Origin of the sequence: Lysinibacillus sp. NPDC097279 (assembly GCF_044761745.1) — a bacterium.
Taxonomy (GTDB): Bacteria; Bacillota; Bacilli; order Bacillales_A; family Planococcaceae; genus Lysinibacillus.
In genome coordinates this window covers 373983-398963 of the sequence record NZ_JBIWDA010000003.1, presented here as the reverse complement: position 1 = coordinate 398963, position 24981 = coordinate 373983, and the positions used below count along the sequence as shown (strand labels likewise).

The following is a 24981-nucleotide window of genomic DNA, read 5'->3' as shown; positions in this document are numbered from 1 at the left end:
GTTAAGAAGCTTGTAACGATTGAGTTATGTATTTTACGGGACTTAATCCTTTTAATTTTGCCTTAATTCGTTTGTGATTGTAGTATTCTATGTATTGTTCAAGCTCTTGCTTAAAGTGTTCCATGCTTTCAAACTCTTGTAAGTAAAGTAATTCTGATTTCAAGAGACCAAAGTAGTTTTCAATAACTGCGTTATCCAGACAATTACCTTTACGTGACATACTTTGGATAATACCATTTTTTATTAATGCGTGAGCGTATTGTTTCATTTGAAAATGCCAACCTTGTTCAGAATAATGCACTGGGGCATCTCCTTCGGATAATGAAATTCTGTTACATCCGTTACCCATTTCTCATTTGGTTTTGTCGCCACGAAATCACGTTTTAAAGTATTTGGCGCAATCTTTCCGACACTACCTTTGTAGGAGCGATATTTTTTTATACGGACAAGTGATTGTAAACCTAGTTCTTGCATAAGACGTTGTACAGTTTTATGATTTATCAAATAGGCACCATTAAGGAGCTCTAACGACATTCTGAAAAGTCTGCCAACTATATTTATTTTATTGCTGCTATTCACAATTAAAAGGGTCAATTATTCCATTCATTGACATTTGATCATAGCGTATATCTTCTTGTAATTGTCTTTTGATATATTTATGAATCAAATTTCTATTTCGAGCGACTGTATCCACCAAGATCTCGACACCAAATTGACGATTCCAAATGGTACTTTAAATTAACATGTGGTCGAAAATCATGACGCCACTTTTTTCTTTTAAATAACACACGAAAGTGGAAATACCTAGTTTCGGAGGAATTTTCACAAACGTGTAAATATGATCCGGACGCGGTGCGGCTTCGACAATTTCTACACCTTTTCTTTCACATAACTTCCGTAGTATCTTTCCTATTTCTGCTTTAATTTTACTATAAATTTATCACCTTCTATATTTAGGTACAAATACTATATGATACTTACAGATCCATGTTGTATGTGTTAAAATTTCCCTATCAATTTAGAATCCTTTTGTACAAAGTCGGTTGATCTAATTTTATTGTACGATTGAAGTTTTTTTGTTGTCTATAGCTAAAAGCTTTCTGAAACCAATTGCATTGCAATAATCTCTCTCTAGTTAACACACAATAAATTCAACTATAAGTAAATTATAGATTTGGAAGATAAAATAAAAATAAACGCAAAAAAGACTTTGTGGGAAAGAAACACCACAAAGTCTTTTTTAATTTATAGATTATAACAATTTAATCTATTATTTTGTAACAGTTACTGATAATTCATCAGTTGTTTTAGCTGGAGTAGCTTGTGTAACTGTAATCACATTAGAGCCGGTAACAAGTGCGATATTATATTCAGCACCGATAGCAGTATCTAAAGCAGTTGCAATAGCAGCTAAATCGTTACCTGCAACAACTTTGTGAGAAGCTTCTTTAGTTCCAACTTTAACTGTAATAGTTTCACCAACAGCTGGAGTAGTAGTTACTGTGAACTTCCATTGAGCTGCTACAGCTGTACCAGTAGTCCCTTTTACTTCAGGTGCTACATTTAAACCTAATCCAGTAGTTGTTCCTAAATCTTTAACTTCTACAGATGAAGCTGTACCTTTTGTTGGGCTTGTAAGAACGATTTTGTCAGTATCAACAGTTGCAACATCAGCTGTGAATCCAACTTTTTTAGCTGCTGCATTGATTTCAGCAACTACTGCAGTTGCATTAGCTGCTGCAGTAGCAGTTACAGCAGAAACAGAAGTTGTAAATTGAACTCCATCAACTACTAATACAAGGTCACCAGCTACAACAGTTGTAGCTACAGCAGCACCTTTAACTTCAGCAGCCGTACCAACACCTTCTGAATATTCAGTAGTTGCTTTAGAAGTAACGTTTACAGCTCCAACTGTAGTATTTAATGTAGCAGTAGCAGTAGCAGTAGCTGCAACATTGTTAGCGTTTTTAGCATCGTTATAAGTAGCTGTAATTACGCCATCTTTTAATAAAGCTAATTGAGCTGAAGTTAGAGTTCCAGCGAATTCCCCACTGTTAACAGTAGTTTCAGTTAAAGTAATATTAAATGATGTGTTCGCAGTATCTGTAATTGTAACAGTTGTAGTTTCAGCTAAAGTAGCATTAACATTTAAATCTGCATCTTTAACTGTAATTGTTTGGTTCGAATTTGCATTGAATGAAGTATTTGTAAATGCAATCGTACCCGTTACACCATTAGCTGGAGTAGTATCAGCTGTTGGATGTCCAATACCGCCAGATACAACACTAATAATGTAGAATGATACAACACCATCTTCTTCTTTATAAGTTACAGTAACTTGGTTATTAATACCTTGGCTACTTAAAGTTGCGATGAAAGCATCTGCATCTGCAATTGGAGTACTACCAAGGCCATAGTATTTGTAAGTTTTACCTGATACACCAGCGTATTTAATTGCATCCTTTTTATCGAATGTAATTGTTTTCTTATCTGTATTGTAAGACTTAACAGCACCAGTATATGGATTTGTTACTTCATTTGTAGCAGTGAATTTTGCAGTTGCTTCTTTTGCAGTGAAAGCAAAATCTTTAACTACACCATTCTCAGTGTATTTTGCTACACCAGTTGCTAATACTTTAACAGCTGAAGTTTTACCGTTTGAGTTAACTAATAAGTCTGTTCCTGGGCTATCAAATGTTGTTGTAACACTACGATTCGGTGCTACTTCTACAACATTGCCATTGTCCTCAGTTACATAAATATCATTATCACCAGTATTAAATACAGTGTAAGTAACTTTATTTACATTATTAGTAGAGTATTCTTTACCACTTTGGTTAGTTAATTTAGCTGAGAATTTTGCAGATTTGTTACCAGCAAAATTTGAAGTTTCCTTAGTACCATCTAAAGATACTAGTTTTGCTCCATCTAAATATTCCGCTTGGAAGTGTGAAATAGCAGCAATCGTTTTTGGTTCGCCCTCATCTAAAGATCCACGCTTAGCACTTGCATTATTAATATCAATCCAAGCTACTGGAGTTGCATAATCATTTTCAGAATTACTTGCGATGATAAATGTTGCTTCACCTTTGCTATCTGTTTTCACAGAAATTTGAGATTTCGTGTTAACACCAGAAGCTGGGAAGAATTTATCAGTATCTGGATCTACAAAACCAGCTTTTGTGTTTGTAGAAATAACACGGTCTAAATCTTCGTTAAACGCTACGTTTACAGTTTCGTTTTTAGCAACATTACCGTTTTTATCTTTAACAAGAACTTTATACTCACGACCGTTACTTTCACCGGTAGCCGCAACTTCTCCACCATCGCGAGTTACTTCAATAGAGTATTCGGCTTGAGCCGCTGAGAATGTTGTTTTAGCAGTAGTTGATTGTAAAGCCGATGCTTTGTATAGTTTGCTTGATTCATTTGCAGTTGTATTTGTTTCGTATACTACTGGAGTAACTGTAGCATTTGAACCTGAAACTGTGAATGTAGCTTCACCTTTTGAATCAGTTGTAATTTGTGCAGCCTCTAAAACTGTACCATTACTTAATTGTTTAACTTCAAAACCATTAACAGTTGCGTTTGCTAATTTATCAGCAGTAACATTGATGTTTTCAAGGAATGAAACATTGAATGTTTTGTTCGCTTCTGGTTTACCAGTTGTTGGGTTTTTATAAGTAACTTTGTAAGTTTTGTTAGCGCCGTTATTAATTGAAGAACCTGTAGTTACTTCTTCAATTGATAGGATTGTATCAACACCCCAGAATACATGACCAGTTGCGAATTTAGAACGGTCACCAGTAGCATAAGCAGTAACTGTATCTTTACCAGCAGCGTAACGAGTGTAAGTGTAAGTAGCTACACCGTTTTCATCTGTATATGCTTCACCAGTAATTGTTGGATATACTGCATCGTTGTTACCTGGTACATAGAAAGTCACAGGAATACCAGCTTTAGATTGGCCTTCAGCAACAGTCACTTGTGCTTTAACAGACACTTGTTGACCTAGTTTACCTTGAGTTGCAGGAGAAACCATTTCAACTTTCGTAGGAACTACAGCAGCAATCCCTTTGAATGTACCGATTTTGTCTTCGCCAAGAGATACAGTGTACTCTTTGTCAGCTGTTTGAGCAGCAGTTGTTAAAACAACAACTTTTTTGTTTGTTTGTTTAACAGCAGCGTTTTTAACTTCAAGATCAGAGATTAAGAAGTTAAGAGCTTGTACGTTGTCCACTTCTTCGTCGAATGTTACTTCAACAGTAGTGTTGTTTACAGCTTTAACTGCAGCAACACCAGCTTCAGGATTGTTTACAACGTTTTCGATTGTGCGGTATAAGAATGAAGCGAATTGTCCGCGAGTTACGCTGTTACCTGGGTTGAATGTAGATACGTTAGTGATACCAGCGTATTCTAAAGCAACGATAGCATTGCGTTGTTCAGCAGAGTAAGCTTTTTCTAGGTCAGCGATTTCAGTTACGAAACCAGCTTTTTTGTAGTCAGCAACTAAATCTACGCCTGTGATTTCTTTAATAGCACGTACTAATACGATTGCCATTTGTTGACGTTGCATAGTTTGTGTATGGTTTAAGTTACCATTTGAACCAGCGAATACGCCTGCATCTTTAGCAAGTGCAGCATATTTAACTAATTCAGCTTCAGCTGTTACTGGTAGGTCGTTGAAGCGTTGTTTTGTATTCCAGTCAGCTGGAATTTCTTGACCTTGTGCTTCTAACCAACGACCTAATAATTTAACCACTTGACCGCGGTTAATAGTTTGGTTTGGTTTGAAAGATCCGTCAGCGTATCCATTGATGATACCTGCTTCAGAAAGTGAATTGATTGCTAGTTCGTGGTCGTTACCTGCTACATCTGAGAATCCTGCTGCAGAAGCCACTGGTACGATAGCAGAAGCTACTAAAGTAGCCGTTGCAGCCGTAGCTACGAATTTTTTGTATTTCTTTGGTTGGTTAGCCATAGAAAAATTTCCTCCTCTAAGTTCAAAAATTATGTCTCTACTACATAGTTATGTAGTAAATAAACAACTACACATAAAAGTATAGTTGCATCCCTAAAAGTTGTCAATCATATTTTGGGAAAATTACTAATTGGTTTCCGGAAAATAGTGGACATCGAACTCTCTTTTACCATTGTCGGCTATCTGACGCTTTTTTTCAAGTGAAAATATGCAACTTTTCCAACAAAATCTAATTTTCTACCATTCTATTGTTCATATTTTCTAGAATGATCTAAAATAATGGATAATTAAGTTAAATGATAATACGAAAAAAGCTCAAGCATATAAATGCTTGAGCTTTTTTCGCTTGGGCTACCAACCGTTGTTTCCTTGCAGGGAATTCTATTATTTCATAGAGGAAATTCCTATACACCTACAGTCTAACACTTTCAATTTAAAACGACAATACCAATTTTTAAAAATTATTGACGTTTTTGCCTTGCCACTTCCAATAAGAAAAGTGGTAGTGCGATCTGACGCTTGATGCGCTTAGGTTCTTTCATTAATCGGTAAAACCATTCAAGGCCAAACTTTTGGAAAATTTCCGGAGCACGTTTTACTGTACCTGCCAGCACATCAAAAGATCCACCAACACCTTGGTAAATCGTTGGGTGCAAACGGTCACGATTGGCGTTAATCCAATTTTCCTGTTTAGGGCTTCCCATTGCAACAAATAGTAAATCCGGTTGGGCTTCATTAATACGATCGATGACCTTTTGTTCATCCTTCTCATAGCCGTCCTGTACGCCAACTATTTTAATAGAAGGAAATAGTGATTCTAGCTTTGCTTTTGCTGCATCGGCAACACCAGGTTTACCTCCGTAAAGGAAAATTGGCTTGCTCCTTTTTGCCGCTTCTTCACATAGCTTCATCATCATATCGACGCCTGTAACACGTTCACGAATTTGCCCTTTTTGAATTTTTGAGGCAAGAATAACACCAATACCATCTGGAATTTGAAATTCTGCTTCATTTAATAGCTTTTTTAGTGCTGGGTCTTCTTTTGCTTTGATAATTTTTTCTGGATTGATGGCAACAACGAGCGCTTTTTGTTTGTGTTCAATGCGCTTAAATGCCATATCCATTAATTCATCGTAGCCTTCCGTATTGACGTTGATGCCAAGTACTGTTTCTTTCATCGGTTTTTCGCATCCCCTAGTAAGTGGAACTGGAAGCCAGCCTCTTGCCATTTTTCACGGTTTAAGCAGTTTTTCGTATCAAAGACGATTTTCGTTTTTACAGTAATGTCCGCTGCATCATATGCTTTGAACTCATTGTGATCTGTTAACACAACAATGATGTCTGCATCTTTTGTTGCTTCTTCTAAGCTTTGTGTTTGTGTAGCATGTTTATTTTCTTTAATGTGTGGATCATACGAAATCACATCTAAGCCTAAATTTTGTAGCTCATCAATAACGATTGTTGATGGGCTTTCACGCATATCATCAACGTTTCCTTTGAAGGCTAGTCCAAGCACAGCTACTTTGCCACCTGCGATTTTGTTTTCATTTAAAATTGCTTGTGTTTTTTGGGCTGTAAATCTTGGCATGCTGTCATTTGTATTACGTGACATATGAATAATTTGTGCTTGCTCCCCACCTAGCTCAACAAGGAACCATGGGTCTACTGCGATACAGTGTCCACCTACACCAGGACCTGGGAAGTGTACATTTACACGTGGATGATAGTTGGCAAATTTAATTGCTTCCCAAATATTTACGTCTAATTTTTCAGCCATTTTTGCAAGCTCATTGGCAAAAGCAATATTGACATCACGGTATGTGTTTTCCATTACTTTTACTAATTCTGCTGTTGTTGCATCTGTTAAGTGGATTGTGCCATTTACAAATGTTTGGTAAAGCTCTTTTGTCATTTGAGATGATTTTTCATCAATCCCACCAACGATACGATCGTTGTTCACTAATTCTTCAAAAATACGACCAGGAATTACGCGTTCCGGTGAATGTGCTACAAATAAATCAACGCCAAACTCTAAGTTTGCTTTGATTAGCTCAGGTAGCATAACGTGTTCTACTGTTTTCGGTGGTACTGTCGATTCAAGAATTACTAAATTTCCTTTTTTCACGTAAGGCACAATCGATGCCGTTGCTTGACGTACATATTCTAAATTCGCTGTATTGTCAGGGTTAATTGGCGATGGTACTGCCACAATGAAAACATCTGCTTCTTGTGGTGTTGTTGACGCTGTTAAAAATCCTTCATCTACTGCTTTATTTAGGCGTTCTTGTAAACCGTTTTCTTCAATATGAAGTTTTTTCTCTTGAATACTTTTTACTGCTGCTGGGTTTACGTCAACCCCATGTACTTTTATGCCGTGGTTGGCAAACATTACAGCCGTTGGTAATCCGATATAGCCAAGTCCAACGACACAAATTGATTTCGTCATTCTCTATTCTTCCTTCCGTTTCAAAAACGAGTAGTAAATTTTTATATGGTCATTAAAATGCATTTTCACATTTTTGTTCTGCATTATAGTATACATCTTTCAAGGGAAAGTGTGAATCAATTTGTTATTTTGCAGTATTTTCTGTGTGTGTTTTACATATTGTTGGGTTTATCGTAGGTTTTTGGGAGTTGATTGATTGGTTTATCGGCGATTCGTGGACTTCTATCGGCGATTTACTTCGGTGTATCGGCGATAAATCGGCTGCTATCGGCGATTTATACCGGTTTACCGGCGATTTCAAGACTCCTATCGGCGATTCAAACAATCCAGACAAATTGTACTTCGTATATTTGCCTGTGTTACGCCATGTTTGTAACGATTTTTGCAATAATCTTTTAGCGATGTACTCACTATCAATTTTCAAAAACTCTCGACAGTCCCTGTTCGTTATCGTCTCTCCAACAAGCATGTAATAATCTTTTAGTGCTTGTACATGTGCATCGGTAGATTGATGCTGACATCTCTGGCATAACCAAGTTCTTTTCAGCTTTTCCATCCCAAAGCGCCCACAATTTTCGCAAAAAACGCCTCTTTGTAAAGCATCGGGATCAATTTGATAATATCGACAAAGCGGATAAGGCTTTTTGTGTTGTAATTGTGACAAAATTATATTTGTTATTTCAGTCGTAACTATTTTTTTCACTATTAGCCTATGCACATACATTGGGAGTTCTCTTCCCATTACTATCGGTAGCCCTTCACCTTCACGATGTATTTCTACATTATTAAAAGGAAAAACGATTGCTCCATATATTGGTATTATAATATCATGCTCGTTAAGAAATTGGTGCATTGCCTGAATATACTGTTCCAGCTGAATTTCAGGATGCGTAAAAACTTGAATTTCTCCTGTATCTAAAGTACGAATTAACTGGCGTGGGTCATTTTTGAAATGGACAGCTCCACGTATATTTTTAATTTCTAATATAATAACACCGCTTGATGTAATGACTAAAATGTCAATTTGCATGGGGAGTACCGTAGGAAGCATCACATTGTGGAAGATGTGACAGTTACTGAGCTGTGGCAACTTTTCTAGCTCTTTCAAAATATAATGTTCTGCAAAATCGCCCGCTTCCTTATTTTTCAGCTCCTGTTGTAGGGTTGTGAACTGCGGATGTGAAGGATGCAATCGTCGAACAAGCGCTTGCAATCCCAATGTCAGCGAGGATGGCGCAAAAGGTTTAACAATCAATAACTTCACCCCTTTTCTTTTTACTATAACAGCATAAAAGTTGTAGTAAAATAGGGTGTTTGAAATTAAAAATTTGACATAGTTTATAATGGGCAAAGTTAAAATATTAAATGGTTTATCGGCGATTCGTGGACTTCTATCGGCGATTTACTTCGGTGTATCGGCGATAAATCGGCTGCTATCAGCAATTTACCTAACGTTATCGGCGATTCCATCAAATTCAAAAAAACAATAAGGAATCGCCATTAGTATCTGGGATTCCTTATTGTTCCGCTTTCTAGCAATTTTAAAATGGATTGTGCCTGTTGCATGTGAAGTGCTAGTACATATTGGCTTGCTTGTAGCAAAATTTGTGATTTCACCATATTCATCATTTCCTTCGCGATATCAGCATCGCGAATTCGGGATTCCGCAGCAGTTAAGTTTTCTGCAGTATTCATGTTGGCATTATAGGCATGTTCCAGTCGATTTTGATATGCACCTAGTCGCGACCGCTCAGACGAAACTCGCTTTAATGCCTCGTCCATCGTTGAAATCGCCTTGTTTGCATCATCTCGTGTTGCAATAGAAGTAGTGTCGTCTAAACCGAGTGCCCCAGATCCCATATCATTAATGAACAGCTCAATGTTTTGCCCCGCATTTGCACCTGCTTGAATTTTGATGCCATTCGTCGAATAATCACCATTTAGTAAAGTTTTCGTATTAAACTCAGTATCTTTAGAAAGACGTTGAATTTCCTTTTTTAGTTCTTGAAATTCCTTATCGAGTTGCTGACGATCATTATCTGTTAGCGTATCATTAGACGCTTGCACTGCTAGCTCTCTCATTCTTTGAATCATTGCATGCGTTTCATTAAGCGCACCTTCAGCAGTTTGTACAAGTGAAATACCATCTTGTATATTTTTCGATGCCATATTTAATCCGCGAATTTGGGCGCGCATTTTTTCAGATATGGCAAGACCCGCCGGATCATCGGCTGCACTATTAATGCGATAGCCAGTAGAAATTCGCAGCATCGCCTTGCTCATTGCACTATAATGGTTATTCATATTATTTAATATCGACATTCCCGTAGCAGACCACTTTCCCAGCATTTTCCCACCCCCTCGCAAACAGTATTTCTATTTATATCGGTGTCAGCCAATTGCTTTTAAGTACTATTGGTAATAAATCCAAATAATTGAAAATCGCTGTAATTATATCTTTATTAATTAAACTGTTAAAGCACCCGCTTCTTCTTCATGAAAAGTGGGTGCTCATTTGCTGTACCTTGTATTCAATTTTTATTAACCTCCGAATTGTGTGCTCTTTTGATGTAGTAGCTCAAAAAAGAGAGCTTCATTGTAGTCTAATAATGCTTGATCTATTAAATAGTCAATATTTTTTTGCTCAATTTCTGTAATTAGCTGATCTATCTCACCAACAGTTGCGGAAGAGACAAGGGGTAACTGTGGCTTTGGTGTAGCGCTTTCAAGAATTGGCGTTAAATGTTCATGGACATTTGTAATGAGTAATAGTTGATAAAGCGGTAGTCGAATAAAACGATTTCCTTTTTGGAAAACAAATACCTCAGATAAATTTTCGATTTGTTGTGTATGCAAGTTGATAATCATTTCTTTCCCTTCGATCGGAATGAAATGAAAAATCTCATTCTCTTTTAATATTGAGAAGTATTGATAAGCAAATACGAGACGCAATTTATCTCCAGAAATTTTCGTGTAGAACGGCTTCATATATTGAACCTGCATCATCCTTCATCCCTCCTCGTTATCTGATTATTCAGATTTTAACACAAATAAACGTGCTTGTTAACCATCTTATGTTCAAATTTTTTCTTTCTGATCATTCAGCTTATCATGTCCGCATTTTAATCGTATAATGGAAAGACAGTCTTTTTTCCTTAATACTACAGATGACATTTTAGATCATCCAAATAAAGCTAAAGTCATTGGCCAATGCAATTGAGAGGAGTGAGGTTATGGCTTTGTCTATTTCGCAACTAGCTAAGGAACATCAACAATTTATACTTGCTAAATTAAAAGAAGCTGAGCAGGATTTACATCCGTCCTCAAGCGAAGACGAGGAACTTGTGCGCCGTGCAGTTTTTTCTGTACGTAACAAATCTATCGTATTTGATCGTTTTAATGGAGCAAGTTCTATATTATATGCAAGCGTACAGGATGTAAGACCTGCAACTGTAGAAATTGATTTTGCTCACGGGACTTTAAGCTGTAACTGTCCCCAACAAAAATGGTGTCGACATCAGGTTGGCGCACTACTTGCTCTCTATCAGTACTTTGATTCGGTCCAAAACTGGTCAAGTGCTTGGCGTTCCCAAAAATCAGTACAGTTAAAATCATTGGCTGAGGAACGAAGCCCTGAAAGTTGGAAGATGATGGTTGATGAAGTAATGAAACGTCTATTACCGTCTGGTCGCATTTTAGAAGGCTACGGACTTTCAGCTATTCGTTCTGATGCATTGGAGCGACTTCGCAAACATATGCCATTTGAACGCGAGTGGCAACCAATCTATAAGCTATTTATAGAACTGTCCATCTTGAATGCGATTTGGCGTCATTTAAACAATACACAGGGTCATTCGTTAGATTCTCCCTATATGAAATACTTTATCGATCAAAGTGTGCAATCATTCGAAAGTATACTGACTGAATTAACGAATCGCTCTCGACTTTTTGCAACTGATCCATTTTATGATGCACTTCAGCAAATCGTCCGAAACTTTTTACTTGAACGTGAAGGGCTATTTGCCAATCGACTACAAATCTACATGCTGCTTTGGGCAGTGCTTTTTTATGAGAAGCCTCGACGCGAACAAGAGCTAATGCTTATTAGCAAGCTTGAAAATTTGCCACCCGAGATATCTTTACAATCGTTAAAGCTCATATTTTATGTGCTATTACAAAAAGAACAATTATTACAGGAAAGTATTGCACAGGTTTCATTATCTCAGATGCAAGACTTGTTCGAATTAGCTACTTTTGCAAAGCGTGCTGGCGAGTCACATTCACAAGCATTAATTTTGCGTGCGATGCTCCCATTTGCCGAAGCTTTTTTACAAGAAACTGTGCCAGTCGTACAGCGAGCGCAATATGTGCGACAATTCCAGTTATTATATGAAGATATCCAATTGACCGAGGAGGAAGAAACGACATTGTATAGTGCGTTCGGTGTATACGGTTTACAGCCATATTCATTCTTCCTTATTCGAAAAGAACGCTACCGTGATTGGGCGGCATTACATCAATTAAATGTTTCATCGTTTTCTTATTTAGAAATGTGTGGTCTAAAAGATGTGTTACACATAGCGCCTGCAGCAGTTTTACCGTTGTATCATGTTTATGCAATGGCAGAGATTACTCAAAAATCACGTATGAATTATAAGCAAGCTGTACGTATATGGAAAAGTATGCGAAGTGCAGCAAAACGAGCAGGTAAAGTGGCTTATTTTGAAACATACATGCAAACAATCCGTGCAGAATATAAACGACTTCGTGCACTACAGGAAGAGATTGAGAAAGGAAACTTAGTATGATGACATTAGATGCTCCCTCTCCGTTTACAAAAAGACTACAGTTACGCATTGAATCAGCTCAGAATGGCAATTATACGGTGCAAGGCTTTACTGCAAGTGGTACCGCAATAGAGGTAGAGACACTTATTTCTTCATTATTTTTCAACTATGAGGCAAATACTTATGGCTTAATGACCAATCGTACAGAACTTTCCATCGATATTTCTACTGCAGAACTACTCGATATCTTTTCTTCGCGCTACAGTCACCCATTTATCCATTGGCAAGGGATTAATGAGGAAAGTAGTGCGATGATAGAACAAGCGCAAAATTTACAGCAATATTGGCAAGATCCTTTACTTTGGTCGCATGCAGTTATTGCAGATGATTTTTCATCGCTATCATTTTCTATAGAAAGTGAAGATTCTGCGTTACTTGAAATAGCTGTACAGCAAAAACTTGCTCATGCTGGACTTCTTGTGTCGGATGTACCAAAGCTACTCCCATTTTTCTTACGTGGTGGCTGGCCTTTAGAACAGGATCGACAAGCTGGCGCTGTTACTGTTTCTCTACGTTTAAGTGAGCCTGAGGAAGATTCCGATGTTTGGCTTTTGGAAACAGTTCTTAGTACCGCTTCAACAAAAAATTATTGGACACCTGCTGTTCGTAAAAAATTACTACCATTAGTCGATGCATTACCAACTAAGTGGCAGGCATTTGCGCTGGATATTGAGCAACAACAAACACAAATTGTGGAGCTACTTTCAATTGAGGATATACAACCTAATATTTTTATTCATGTTACCCTCGACGATTTAGAGGTACGTAAATTTCTACGAGAAGACTTAGCACGGTTACAGGCCCTTGGTTTTGATGTTGTGCTACCAGCATGGCTAAAAGATTTAAAACAGTCAAAAATTCGTGTGCGTGTTAGCACAGGTAATATATCTACGAAAAAAGTTGCTGGACTTGATGACATATTGACGTTCAAATGGCAATTTTCAATGAATGGTGAAACGATATCAGCAGAGCAATTTAAAAAGCTAGTCGATGAAAAACGAGAGTTCATACGCATAGGGACAGAATGGTTCCGAGTGGATGCCAACTGGATGCAAGAAATGCGCGCTTTAATGCAACAGGCTGAAGATGAAAGTTGGACTGTTCGTGAGCTTTTATTCCGTGAGCTACCTGATGACTTATCACCGCTTGAGGAAGAAGAAGATGCGGATGATGCAATGCGAGACGATCCACTTTTCGCCTTTGAGTTACAGCAATCTTTAAAATCTTATATGGAGCAGCTGCACGAAAAGAAAGGTCTTCCACCAGTACCTGTTCCCCTTTCATTAAATGCTAGCTTACGTCCCTATCAGCAAGAAGGTTTTGAATGGCTTATCTTTATGCGCGAACAAGGTTTTGGTGCCTGTCTAGCTGATGACATGGGACTTGGAAAAACCGTTCAGCTTATTTCTTATTTGCTACATGTCTATGAAACAACGGATGCCAAAGAACCAACCATCATTATTTGTCCGACTTCAGTACTTGGTAACTGGCAAAAAGAGCTTGCTCGTTTTGCTCCATCGTTGCTTGTGCATACGCATTATCAGGCAAATCGGACGAAAGAAGAGGCATTTGTAAGACTTATCGAACAAGAAAAGCCACATGTTATTTTATCTACTTATGGAACAGTGTCACAGGATGCAGAATTTTTACAAGAAATCGATTGGGCAACTGTTGTACTAGATGAGGCACAAAATATAAAAAATATGCAGACATTACAATCTCGTTCAATACGAAAATTACATGGTAGGCACCATATTGCTCTAACAGGTACTCCTGTTGAAAACCGATTATCGGAGCTTTGGGCTATTTTTGATTTTATTCATAAAGGGTATTTAGGTAGCTTCGGACGCTTTAATGAAGAATTTATATTACCTATTGAACGTGATGAATCAGAATCACATAAGCAAAAGTTACGTGCAAAAATTCAGCCGTTTTTACTTCGCCGTACTAAGCGAGATCCGAATTTACAGCTTAATTTGCCTGATAAGCAAGAGTCACATGCATATTGTGCATTAACTGCAGAACAAGCATCACTGTATGAGGGCTACATTTTAGAAACACTTGATCAGCTAGAGCAATTAACAGGCTTTCAAAAGAAAGGCCGTGTCTTAAAGATGCTTAGTAAGTTGAAGCAATTATGTAATCATCCTGCACTTTATTTAAAGGAACCGTTCGAGGATGCTGCAACGATGCTTACACGGTCCGTCAAGCTAGAGCGAATCGTCAACATGGCAGCGGAAATCGTGGATAATGGTGAACAATGTCTTATTTTCACACAGTACATTGGCATGGGACAATTACTACAGCATTGTTTCAGTGAAGTATATAATGTTGATGCGCCTTTTTTAACTGGTGCGATGCCTAAGCAGCAACGTGACCGATTGGTGGAGGCTTTCCAGGCAGGTGAATTCCCTATATTTATCCTCTCATTAAAAGCTGGAGGAACGGGATTAAACTTAACAGCTGCAAACCATGTTTTGCACGCCGATCGTTGGTGGAACCCTGCTGTTGAAAATCAAGCAACAGATCGAGCATACCGAATTGGGCAAACTCAATTTGTGCAAGTGCATAAGTTTGTGACTATTGGGACGATTGAGGAAAAAATTGATAAAATGCTTGCGCAGAAATCTGCATTATCAGAAGAACTTATTCAATCGAGCCAGTGGTTAACAGAGCTAGACGATGATGAACTACGCGATTTAATAAAACTGGATTATAATATATCTTAAAGATGCGCCAAGAGCTAAACGTTCTTGGCGCTCTTTTAATTAACGACTTTAAAGTGAACAATGTTTTTCTTCTTTCCTACTTACTTCTAATATTTAGTTGTGTGAAATGTTTATTGCTGTGCGGTCTTCAGCAATAACAGGTATTTTTGAAAGTCCACATCTCCCCTTTCTCATGAATATTAATTACGGTGCAAGTGCTTAGCATTTTTATAGGAGAATGGCGAATTAAAAATGTTTAGCATTGCTCCGTATGTATTGCATTAGTCGGTTATACTACTGGTAATTGCAACTCTTTTTCTGGCAACACAAAATCGTTCAGAATCTCCTGATCGACGGATGACGATGGCGGTACTGCACACGCTTTACTATCTGGTGGCTTCAGCCTATAAAAGCGGACATCCTCAACAACTACCTCAGTTATATAAATTTTTGTGCTTTCTTCATTCATAAATGATCTGGACTGAATTCGCCCATTGATCCCAATTAGTGAGCCTTTTCCACAAAATCTAACGATATGCTCTGCCAGCTTTCCCCATACTGTACAAAGTATAAAGTCAGTTTCCACTTCCCCACGGCTGTTTTTGTAATTGCGATTAATGGCGAGGGAGAAATGAGATTGCACGCGATTTCTTGATAGTTGTCGTAACACAGGATCCTTTGTTAATCTTCCAACCAGTCCGACTTGATTCATCCATTCACCTCCTTTGCTTTTAATTGCTCTCATCTTACAAGATGGCAATCCCTATTGGCAAAAGTCGATAATAAATTTTTGGAGCAATATTCGAACTGAAAATTCATTTTTTCACTATTTTATTTTTTATTTGTTGGGATTTTTTCAGAGTAGAAACTTGGTGGCCGTAGGTGAAAGTGTGTATTCCTTAAAAATTAAATTTTGCATATTTAATGAAGTAGTGACGGAACAGTCTCAACAACAACAAGCTGTAATTGATTATGTTATACTAAAATGAATGACCGACTTAGGAGGATACATAATGAAAACATTTAAAATGCTTTCCTTTGACCTTGTCACTCAAGAGGGCATACAAACATTTCCTTTAGTCGATGGCATTATTATTAACCAGGAAAACAGCCATCAATCTTGGATTCTTGAACTGTTTATCGATCGGCAATATCGACCAATTTTTGATGAGTTATTAGCGAATGCAACAGTATTTAATGTGCGAGCAGTTATTTCATTCCCCGACAATGAACCAGCGCCATTTCGGGTTGTCGTTAATACTGTGCAGGAAATTGGCGAACATATCTCTGTGCTTTTAAAAGGTACTTTAAAAATTAAGCGTTCAAAATACGCGGAACAATTACTAGCCGATCTCCTAACAGAGGGTGTTTCACAAGTAGAGTTACTAGACCGCTTCTCAAAAGGTATGAAAGAACGACCAAAACTTAAAAATGATTAATTTTATGTAGCGATACGTTGTTTAACGTATCGTTTTTTTGCTGGACAAGTTTTCTTTTTCGGATAAAATATGGTGTAAAAAGGGGTGAATTACATGAATATTATCTTCCGAGAGAAGCCGTTAAAATTATTATGGCTCGAAGCTTTATTACGACGACTACGGGAGCAAGATCCTGAGGCAGGCTACTTTATGGAACAATTTCGAAGGCTTGATGCTGGTTTTGCTGGTGAACAAAGAGTCGATAAAGAATGGGATGAGATAGTATGTCCAAATACTTTTTTCGTATTGCATAATTTATTGCTTGCAAATACAGCCAATCACTTTCATCAACTTGATACACTCTTTATTTGCAAGCATTTCATATTAGTTGTGGAAATTAAGAATATTAACGGAAAGCTAGACTTTGATGGTACTACATATCAATGTACACGAACAAAACCTGATGGAACAGTAGAAGGCTTTCCAAATGCTATTACTCAAATTCAACGTCATATTCGATTTATTAAAATTATATCTAAAAATTATTCTCTCCCTATTGAAGGTGCTGTTATTTTTTCTAATCCTTCCGCAATCATTGTAAACCATCCGAATACTGTTCCTATTTTCCATGTATCCGGACTCCAGAGTCATATTCAAAATCTATTAAAAAAATACTCCAAACCAATATTAACGGATGAGCAACTAACCCGTTTTGTGCAGCTCATTCGTGCTCAACATCAACCACAAAAGTTATTGACCCGTATAGATTCTTCGCGCTTCCGTCACGGAGTACTTTGTCCAAAATGCAACTATAAAAATCAAATGTTTTATTATCGAGGCATTTGGAAATGTTCAGTATGTCGACATAATAGCATAGAGATTTTTGCAGAGGCGCTACAAGATTATCAATTGCTTGTGAATCGGACTATAACCAATAGTCAATTGCGTACATTCTTTAGGATTGAATCAAGTGATGCAGCAAATCGCTTGTTGCGAAAATTTCATTTCCCTAGCATCGGTACAACTAAAAATCGCGTCTACCATCTCCCAGATGATTTAACAAAATATATGAAGCAATTCTTTTGACCAAATCTTATATCTTATGCGGACCTCCGCATAAGATTTTTTTGAGGTGTACTTGATACGTAGCGGAATCTCTCCTCTGCTTCGCGGAATTCTACACCTGCTTCGCGGAATCCTACCCTAGCCCTTGCTCCGCGGAATCCTACCTCTGCTCCGCGGAATTCTACCCTCGCCCCCAATCCTACCCTCGCCCTAGCTCCGCGAAATCTCACCCCTGCTTCACGGAATCCTCTCCTGCTCCTCGGAATCCTACCCTCGCCCTAGCTCCGCGGAATCTCTCCTCTGCTTCGCGGAATCCTCCTACCCTGCTCCACGGAATCCTACCTCTGCTCCTCGGAATTCTACCTCTGCTTCGCGGAATCACACCCCTGCTTCGCGGAATCCTACCTCTGCTCCGCGGTATCTCACCTCTGCTTCGCGGAATCCTACCTCTGCTTCGCGGAATCCTACCCTTGCTCCGCGGAATCCTACCTCTGCTACGCCGAATCCTACCCTAGCCCTTGCTCCGCGGAATCCTACCTCTGCTCCGCGGAATCCTACCTCTGCTCCGCGGAATCTCTCCTCTGCTCCGCGGAATCCTACCCCTGCTTCGCGGAATTCTACCCTCGCCCCTGCTACGCCGAATCCTACCCTCGCCCTAGCTCCGCGGAATCTCTCCTCTGCTTTGCGGAATCTCCCCCCTGCTCCGCGGAATTCTCCCCCTACTTCGCGGGAATCACACCTCTGCTTCGCAGAATCACACCTCTGCTCCGCGGAATCCTACCTCTGCTTCGCGGGAATCTCACCCTTGCTTCGCGGAATCCTACCTCTGCTCCGCGGAATCCTACCTCTGCTTCGCGGAATCACACCCCTGCTTCGCGGAATCTCTCCTCTGCTTCGCGGAATCCTACACCTGCTTCGCGGAATCCTACCTCTGCTCCGCGGAATCCTACACCTGCTTCGCGGAATCCTACCTCTGCTTCGCGGAATCCTACACCTGCTTCGCGGAATCCTACCTCTGCTTCGCGGAATCCTACCTCTGCTTCGCGGAATCACACCCCTGCTTCGCGGAATCACACCCCTGCTTCGCGGAATCACACCCCTGCTTCGCGGAATCACACCCCTGCTTCGCGGAATCACACCTCTGCTTCGCGGAATCTCACCTCTGCTCCGCGGAATCTCTCCTCTGCTTCGCGGAATTCTACCCTCACCCTTGCTCCATGGAATCCTACACCTGCTCCGCGGAATCCCACCCCTGCTCCGCGGAATCCTACCTCTGCTCCGCGGAATTCTACCCCTGCTTCGCGGAATCTCTCCCTTGCTCCGCGGAATCCTACACCTGCTTCGCGGAATCCTACCCTTGCTCCGCGGAATCCTACCTCTGCTTCGCGGAATCCTACCTCTGCTTCGCGGAATCCTACCCCTGCTTCGCGGAATCCTGCCCTTGCTTCGCGGAATCCTACCCTCGCACCTGCTTCGATAAAAAAAAGTGATTCCGTTTGACGGAATCACTTTTAGTATTTATGGAGTAGTCATAGTATTACGTTCGTTGACAGTATTGTTGTTTCTATCAACACCGTTTGCATTTGGAACGTTATCATAGCCGTTTGAGCCATTTACATCCGCATTTGAGCCAGGTGTTGTTGCTTCAGGCATTACAGTACTTTCATTTACTGTGCCATCATTTACTGTACCGTCGTTCACTGTGCCACGAGTGTTGTTGTTTACATCACGATCATAGACATCATGATTTCGATTTGGATCTACAACATCTTCCACATCGTTAACACCTTCTCGAACGTCGTTCTTCACGTCTTCCATTGGGGTTTCATTCGCTGCATTGTTACCCCAGTTACAACCTCCAAGGAATACTGTAGCAAGAATAATGGTTAAAAAAGACATTTTCCACATATTAAAAAACCTCCTCTCTTGAGTACTATGTCAGCAAATACAACTTGTGCATTTGTGATCCTACATAGATTGCCCGGGAAAGGAGGGAACTATCCGATTTTTGTACAAACTATTTTTGTTTTTCTTTTAGCAACTGCTCAATATAAGCTGCTTCGGCTTTACAATTATAGGTATAGTTTGTACCTAGCTCTTTTTGTAAAGCATCGATTGTTTCGATCTGCTTAGCAGTTGGTTCTTCATTTAAAATTTTTGCAATTACTTCATCGATTTTTTGTGCCATTTCTTCATGGAATTCAGTACTCATCAAAACATCGGCTGGGATTTTTTCGATCCAAGCGGCATTTTCCTGAAAATAAGACTGCCAGCTAGCAATGAAGTCTTCCATAGAAAAGCGTTCTTCTTCCCAACCAATACTTGCTAAGTATGATTCAAAAGATGTTGAAATCGAACGCGTAATGCTAATTTTAACACCTGAAGACAATTCCTTATACATCTATATAATCCTCCTACTTTTTAAAAAACCTAAAATCACATGTATTTCAATACAATTCCATCGTATTATTAAAACTATACTAATTTCTGTCAAAAAAAATTAATAATAAGAACACTATTCGACAAGATTATTTTATAACTTTTAGCCTATAATTGCAAATTAAGGTTGTTTTGGTTGCTCTGGCCCTATTGCAAATAAAATATCTGCCTCACAAACAAGCTCGCCATCAACAGTCGCAATTCCGTGTCCTTTACCCATTGAACCGCGCAATTTAATGAATTCCACTTCTAATTTAAGCTGATCGCCTGGTACTACTTGACGCTTAAAACGTGCATTATCAATGCCCGTTAAAAACACTAAACGTCCTTGATATTGTTCTGACTTTAATAAGGCTACCCCACCAACTTGTGCCAATGCCTCAACAATTAAAACACCTGGCATCACTGGATATCCTGGAAAATGTCCATTAAAGAAATCTTCGTTAATTGAGACATTTTTGAAACCTACCGCACGCTTGCCTTCCTCTATTTCCACAATACGATCTACGAATAAAAAAGGATAACGGTGTGGTAAAATTGCTTGAATTTGTTCTGCTGTTAACATTTCTTTTCCCCCTTTTGAGTATGTAAGTTGGCTTTTTACATAAAATATGTACCGAACGTCCAATCCTGAGTCCACTCCATTTAGCAAGCAACGAGCTAGCTTGGCCAACAGAATGAGCGTCTCAAACACAATTCGCTGTTGTCTTCATCCAATAGCGTGCATTTGAAGTACAGTTACAGTATTAAACCTTTTTATGTGAAACACAAAGTATGGTAAAGAATATTATTATTCTTTACCATTCATTATGTCAAATATATGCCGCCATGTTTCTAAATTAAAGACATCCATTGCTTTTCCTTGACCAATCACACTGTAGCCAACCATCGTACCTAAAATAGCAGCCACAATGATTAAAACAAGAACAAGTACAACACGTAACCAAATCGGAATCAGCCGTATTTGCACCCATCGAACCTCGCGTTGCTCTCCATTTGAGCGACGTTCCTTTTCTTCTGGTGGCGTATCGGTTTCTTGTGTCGGCACAGAACGTCGACGTGAATCGTTTGTCATAGATATTGTACCCCTTCATTACTTACTCAAACATGTACCTATCTAATGCCATTAATTAGCCCTAGCATTTGGTCAGCTAGTGTTACGGCTCTTGCATTAAATTGATAAGCACGTTGCGTTTCAATTAAATCTGTCATTTCCTTCGACAAGTTTACATTCGATAATTCGAGTGTACCATTTTGCATGCCGATTTGCTGACGATTTGCGCCTTGTAAATCTGTTACAACTTCAGCTTGTGCAAAGCCTAGCTCCGCTAAGTTATTCGGTAAGCCTAAATATGTGCCAGATACATGCTCCATTAGCTGTGGCTTTTGGAATTCCGTTACAGCGAGATCCGTACGAATAATATCTCCATTCGGATATGTTGCTTCTAACGAGCCTCCATCGCGAACAGCAAATCCTTTTACATTATCAGGTAATGTTATAGGCTGTCCATTTGCATCCGCTACTGGATAGCCATCTGTATTAACAAGCATTACCGTCCCATTATTTAAAGGTGATAAATAAAAGTCACCTTGACGAGTATACACTGTTTTCGTACCATTTTCACCATCTGGCATTAAAATGTTGAAATATTGTTTTGGCTTCGTAAAAGCTAAATCAAGGTCACGGTCTGTTGTTTGAAGGGAACCTTGCTTATGATTTGTTTGAATTTGGCCAAGCATTGCGCCAGAGCCGTAGCGTATACCTACTGGTGATTGGCGCGCAGTAGGGTCCTTTTTGTCATTATTAAATTGCTGGTACATGAGTTCATTGAACGTAGCTTGTTGTGCTTTATAGCCATGCGTACCACTGTTAGCAATGTTATTACTAATTGTATCTAATTTATTTTGCAATTGGCCCATTGTATTCGTTGCGGTAATCATTGTTCGTAGCATGAGAATACGCCTCCTGTTCGCCTAATTATAGTTTGCCGATTTCGTTAACAGCCTTTTCCATACTACGATCATAAGCCTGCAACACTTTTTGGTTTGCTTCAAAAGCTCGATACGCTGTCATTAAGTCTGTCATTGTGCGACCAGAATCTACGTTAGAGCGTTCTAAATAATTTTGACCTAATGTAAACGATACGCCATTTGCGCCGTAAGCAGTAGGTAAAGCCGCTCCATTTTCTGTACGAATTAAGCCATTATCTTGTTTGACTAGCATGTTCGGATTGGCAGCAAATGATACACCTACACGTGCTACTTGCTGGTTGTTTACAAAAATGGTGCCGTCTTGATCCAGACGGAAATCATCATTTGGTAGCTGGATGCGTTGTCCAGTTTCTGATAATACGTAAAGTCCTTGCGCATTTACTAAATAGCCTTGACCATCTAATGTAAAATTTCCGTTACGCGTATAGGCTTCTCCACCGTCTGGATGTGCTAAACGGAAGAAAATTGAGCCAGTAACACCATCTTCATTTTGCGGTAAGTATCCATCAATTAGGGCCATATCTGTTGTTAAATCCGTACTATAGATTTGACCTTGTATGTAATTTGGCAATGTTTCTTGCATATAAATTCCTGTATTTAACGCACCAACTTGGCTCATATACTGCGAGCCTGCTTGCTGATTGGCAGGTGCATTTGTTTTACCTACGCTCGACATTAGCATATCTGGAAATGAACGAATTGTAGATTGATCAGCTTTATATCCAGGTGTATTTGCGTTTGATAGGTTGTTTGTCAGTAATTCTGTTCGTCTTTGTTGTGCTATCATACCTGTTGCTACTGTATAAAACCCTTTGAACAAAGGAATCACCTCATTGTATTTTTATAGGGATGCTGGAACACGGTCAATATTTTCTAGCATAATACCAGTGCCAATTGCCACACAGTCCATAGGGTATTCAGCAATAAAGACTGGTACTTTTAATTCTTCGATTAATAGTTGGTCCATACCGTGTAGCAATGCGCCACCACCAGTAATAATTACACCGCGATCAATAATATCCGCTGACAGCTCAGGCGGTGTTTTTTCCAACACGTTTTTAGCTGATTGTACGATCATTGCTACCGATTCATGTAATGCACGCTCGATTTCTTCAGAATGAATCGTAATAGTACGAGGTAAGCCTGTTACCATATCTCGACCACGAATATCCATTGAATCGTTACGTCCACCTTTGAATACAGTGCCGATTGTTATTTTGATTGCTTCTGCTGTACGCTCACCGATTAGCAATTTATATTCCTTTTTAATATACTGCAAAATATCATTATCAAAAACGTCGCCCGCTACCTTAATAGATTCACTTGTTACAATGTCACCCATTGAAAGTACTGCAATATCTGTAGTTCCACCACCGATATCAACTACCATATTGCCACTCGGTTGGAAAATATCCATTCCTGCACCGATTGCCGCAACTTTTGGTTCTTCCTCTAAATATACTTTTTTGCCACCAGATTTTTCAGCGGCTTCGCGAATTGCTTTTTGCTCTACACTAGTAATATTTGTTGGGCAGCAAATTAAAATACGTGGTTTAGATAAAAACCCTTTTAAATTTAATTTATTGATGAAATGTCTAAGCATCGCTTCAGTAACATCAAAATCTGCAATTACTCCATCACGTAATGGTCGAATTGCAGTTATATTACCAGGCGTACGCCCCACCATTTGACGAGCTTCTTCTCCTACAGCTAAAACTTTGTTAGTCTTTTTATCTATTGCTACCACTGAAGGTTCATTAAGGACGATTCCTTTACCTTTTACGTGAATCAATACGTTCGCAGTTCCTAAGTCAATGCCTATATCCTTCGAAAACATTTTTAAAATTCTCCTTCCCGCCAGTTCAAACTACATAACGTTCCTATTGTCTATTTATCTAGAATATTTTATCACACCCCATTGGTAATTTCACCTAAATTTAGTTAATCCGCTTGTTTTCCTACAATTATATGTACACAAGTTGCAAAGTACAAAAAAAGAACGAATCATTCTTGACTCGCTCTTTCTTTCCACTTGTTTTTCGTTGCCTCTCCTCCACGAATATGACGTACGGCTTTATGGTAGGCGAGAATCTCTTTCACTTGATCAGCTAATCCTTCATGAATTGTTGGTAATCGCTCTGTTAAATCTTTATGCACCGTACTTTTTGAGTAACCTGTCATTTTCGCGAGGACACGCACAGTTTCACGCGTCTCAATCAGTAGTTCACCGAGGCGTATGCAGCGCTTCCGAATGTGCTCGTGCACGTTCTTCGTCCTTTCCACACAATTTCACAAAATGGCTTTGGCATCAGATGCACGTCTGCGCATTTCTTCACCTTATGTGGGGACAAAGCTATTCAGAACACGTTTTGCACTTTCTCGTTAAAATGCTGATTTTTTTAAAATGCTAGTAATTTTTTAGGATTGATATATTTCCCGTTTTCTAGTACTTCAAAATGCATGTGAACGCCAGCTGCTTGATTCCACTCATTGTCAGTCGCTTTACCAAGTGCCTGACCTTGTGCAACTTCATCGCCTTCTTTAACGACAATGTCCTTCACAGAGCTGTAATTTGTTTGCAAACCATTTGCATGTTCAATAACGATTTTATTGCCTGTGAACGCATCTAGTTTTACTTCTAGTACTTTACCACTTAACGCAGCAACTACTTCGAATTCCTCTCCATTCATAGAAAGAGAAATGCCTGATGAAGTTGTAAAAGTTTGATTGAATACCATTAGTGCATTTTCACGCGACTCTTCATTGGCTTCTACTTCATAAAATTCCTGTGAAACTTGTACTTTACTAAAGTCTGCTTCTTTGAATGGATACTTCATTGTTTCTGTTCGTGCATTTGTTTCAACTACTGGACCTGGGTCAACCTGTGCTAGATCTGGTAATGGCGCCTCTTCTTTTGATACGAGACTATTGTAACCAAATAACAAACCTGCTAACACTAACGCACCTCCACCGTATACTACCGGCCAAAACCAAGGTTTTTTCTGCAATTGTCCTTTTTCATTTTGAGAAGTTTTACTATTTTTATCCTCTCTCATTTTCATCACCTCTAGTTGCAGTGTGAACA

At 39.0% G+C, this 24981-nt stretch carries 21 protein-coding genes and 2 pseudogenes; 5 read left to right on the top strand and 18 right to left on the bottom strand.

Annotation, left to right across the window (positions count from 1 at the left end; translation table 11 throughout):
• Position 1: 1 nt before the first annotated feature.
• From ACIQ1H_RS15580 to ACIQ1H_RS15555, 6 genes and pseudogenes are all read right to left on the bottom strand, one after another.
• Positions 2-537, bottom strand: a pseudogene (locus ACIQ1H_RS15580) (IS3 family transposase); the annotation flags it as partial.
• Between the two features lie 34 nt (positions 538-571).
• Positions 572-1018 (bottom strand): annotated as a pseudogene (tnpA, locus tag ACIQ1H_RS15575) (IS200/IS605 family transposase).
• Positions 1019-1270: 252 nt separating this feature from the next.
• Positions 1271-4981, bottom strand: coding sequence for an S-layer homology domain-containing protein (locus ACIQ1H_RS15570; RefSeq protein WP_402889911.1), 3711 nt, complete (start codon positions 4979-4981; stop codon positions 1271-1273).
• 461 nt (positions 4982-5442) lie between these two features.
• Positions 5443-6159, bottom strand: coding sequence for a WecB/TagA/CpsF family glycosyltransferase (locus ACIQ1H_RS15565; protein ID WP_402889910.1), 717 nt, complete (start codon positions 6157-6159; stop codon positions 5443-5445).
• Positions 6156-7427, bottom strand: coding sequence for a nucleotide sugar dehydrogenase (locus tag ACIQ1H_RS15560; RefSeq protein ID WP_402889908.1), 1272 nt, complete (start codon positions 7425-7427; stop codon positions 6156-6158). The genes ACIQ1H_RS15565 and ACIQ1H_RS15560 overlap by 4 nt, the downstream gene beginning before the upstream one ends.
• A 124-nt stretch (positions 7428-7551) precedes the next feature.
• The gene (locus ACIQ1H_RS15555; protein ID WP_402889906.1) at positions 7552-8682 is read right to left on the bottom strand and encodes a nuclease-related domain-containing protein; all 1131 of its coding nucleotides are present in this window, start codon (positions 8680-8682) and stop codon (positions 7552-7554) included.
• Between the two features lie 88 nt (positions 8683-8770).
• On the opposite strand from ACIQ1H_RS15555, the gene ACIQ1H_RS15550 reads away from it, so the two are divergent.
• Positions 8771-8917 (top strand): hypothetical protein, encoded by a 147-nt coding sequence (locus ACIQ1H_RS15550; protein WP_402889904.1) that lies wholly within the window; start codon positions 8771-8773, stop codon positions 8915-8917.
• A 10-nt stretch (positions 8918-8927) separates the two neighbouring features.
• Here the strand turns inward: ACIQ1H_RS15550 and ACIQ1H_RS15545 are convergent, their stop codons facing one another.
• Together ACIQ1H_RS15545 and ACIQ1H_RS15540 are read right to left on the bottom strand one after the other, a co-directional pair.
• On the bottom strand, positions 8928-9776 hold the full coding sequence (locus ACIQ1H_RS15545) for a flagellin N-terminal helical domain-containing protein (RefSeq protein ID WP_173478586.1): 849 nt from the start codon (positions 9774-9776) through the stop codon (positions 8928-8930).
• 192 nt (positions 9777-9968) lie between these two features.
• The gene (locus tag ACIQ1H_RS15540; RefSeq protein ID WP_402889902.1) at positions 9969-10433 is read right to left on the bottom strand and encodes a transcriptional regulator; all 465 of its coding nucleotides are present in this window, start codon (positions 10431-10433) and stop codon (positions 9969-9971) included.
• A 227-nt stretch (positions 10434-10660) separates the two neighbouring features.
• On the opposite strand from ACIQ1H_RS15540, the gene ACIQ1H_RS15535 reads away from it, so the two are divergent.
• The gene (locus tag ACIQ1H_RS15535; RefSeq protein ID WP_402889900.1) at positions 10661-12235 is read left to right on the top strand and encodes a hypothetical protein; all 1575 of its coding nucleotides are present in this window, start codon (positions 10661-10663) and stop codon (positions 12233-12235) included.
• On the top strand, positions 12232-15003 hold the full coding sequence (locus ACIQ1H_RS15530; protein ID WP_402889898.1) for a DEAD/DEAH box helicase: 2772 nt from the start codon (positions 12232-12234) through the stop codon (positions 15001-15003). The genes ACIQ1H_RS15535 and ACIQ1H_RS15530 overlap by 4 nt, the downstream gene beginning before the upstream one ends.
• A 268-nt stretch (positions 15004-15271) precedes the next feature.
• Here the strand turns inward: ACIQ1H_RS15530 and ACIQ1H_RS15525 are convergent, their stop codons facing one another.
• Complete coding sequence (locus ACIQ1H_RS15525) at positions 15272-15694, bottom strand: single-stranded DNA-binding protein (RefSeq protein WP_139860761.1); 423 nt, start codon at positions 15692-15694, stop codon at positions 15272-15274.
• Between the two features lie 301 nt (positions 15695-15995).
• On the opposite strand from ACIQ1H_RS15525, the gene ACIQ1H_RS15520 reads away from it, so the two are divergent.
• Both ACIQ1H_RS15520 and ACIQ1H_RS15515 read left to right on the top strand, forming a co-directional pair.
• Entirely contained in the window at positions 15996-16421 is a 426-nt protein-coding gene (locus ACIQ1H_RS15520) for a YwpF family protein (protein WP_402889896.1), read from the top strand.
• A 93-nt stretch (positions 16422-16514) separates the two neighbouring features.
• A complete protein-coding gene (locus tag ACIQ1H_RS15515) occupies positions 16515-17486 on the top strand; it encodes a nuclease-related domain-containing protein (RefSeq protein WP_402889894.1) in 972 nt (323 codons plus the stop codon).
• A gap of 1497 nt (positions 17487-18983) precedes the next feature.
• Here the strand turns inward: ACIQ1H_RS15515 and ACIQ1H_RS15510 are convergent.
• The 9 genes from ACIQ1H_RS15510 to ACIQ1H_RS15470 all read right to left on the bottom strand — a co-directional run bounded on the left by ACIQ1H_RS15510 (position 18984) and on the right by ACIQ1H_RS15470 (position 24952).
• Entirely contained in the window at positions 18984-19373 is a 390-nt protein-coding gene (locus tag ACIQ1H_RS15510; RefSeq protein ID WP_173478592.1) for a hypothetical protein, read from the bottom strand.
• Between the two features lie 109 nt (positions 19374-19482).
• Positions 19483-19866, bottom strand: a complete 384-nt coding sequence (locus ACIQ1H_RS15505; RefSeq protein ID WP_173478593.1) for a hypothetical protein — start codon at positions 19864-19866, stop codon at positions 19483-19485.
• Positions 19867-20025: 159 nt separating this feature from the next.
• Positions 20026-20469, bottom strand: coding sequence for a 3-hydroxyacyl-ACP dehydratase FabZ (fabZ, locus tag ACIQ1H_RS15500; protein WP_402889891.1), 444 nt, complete (start codon positions 20467-20469; stop codon positions 20026-20028).
• Between the two features lie 225 nt (positions 20470-20694).
• Complete coding sequence (locus ACIQ1H_RS15495; RefSeq protein WP_402889890.1) at positions 20695-20979, bottom strand: DNA-directed RNA polymerase subunit beta; 285 nt, start codon at positions 20977-20979, stop codon at positions 20695-20697.
• Positions 20980-21017: 38 nt separating this feature from the next.
• Positions 21018-21857 (bottom strand): flagellar hook-basal body protein, encoded by an 840-nt coding sequence (locus ACIQ1H_RS15490; RefSeq protein ID WP_402889888.1) that lies wholly within the window; start codon positions 21855-21857, stop codon positions 21018-21020.
• 25 nt (positions 21858-21882) lie between these two features.
• Positions 21883-22716: a flagellar hook-basal body protein gene (locus ACIQ1H_RS15485; protein WP_173478597.1), complete on the bottom strand. Its 834-nt coding sequence runs from the start codon at positions 22714-22716 to the stop codon at positions 21883-21885.
• 21 nt (positions 22717-22737) lie between these two features.
• The gene (gene mreB / locus ACIQ1H_RS15480; protein WP_173478598.1) at positions 22738-23733 is read right to left on the bottom strand and encodes a rod shape-determining protein; all 996 of its coding nucleotides are present in this window, start codon (positions 23731-23733) and stop codon (positions 22738-22740) included.
• Between the two features lie 167 nt (positions 23734-23900).
• Entirely contained in the window at positions 23901-24161 is a 261-nt protein-coding gene (locus ACIQ1H_RS15475) for a sporulation transcriptional regulator SpoIIID (protein WP_004269485.1), read from the bottom strand.
• A 134-nt stretch (positions 24162-24295) separates the two neighbouring features.
• Positions 24296-24952, bottom strand: coding sequence for a M23 family metallopeptidase (locus tag ACIQ1H_RS15470; protein ID WP_173478599.1), 657 nt, complete (start codon positions 24950-24952; stop codon positions 24296-24298).
• Positions 24953-24981: the final 29 nt, after the last annotated feature.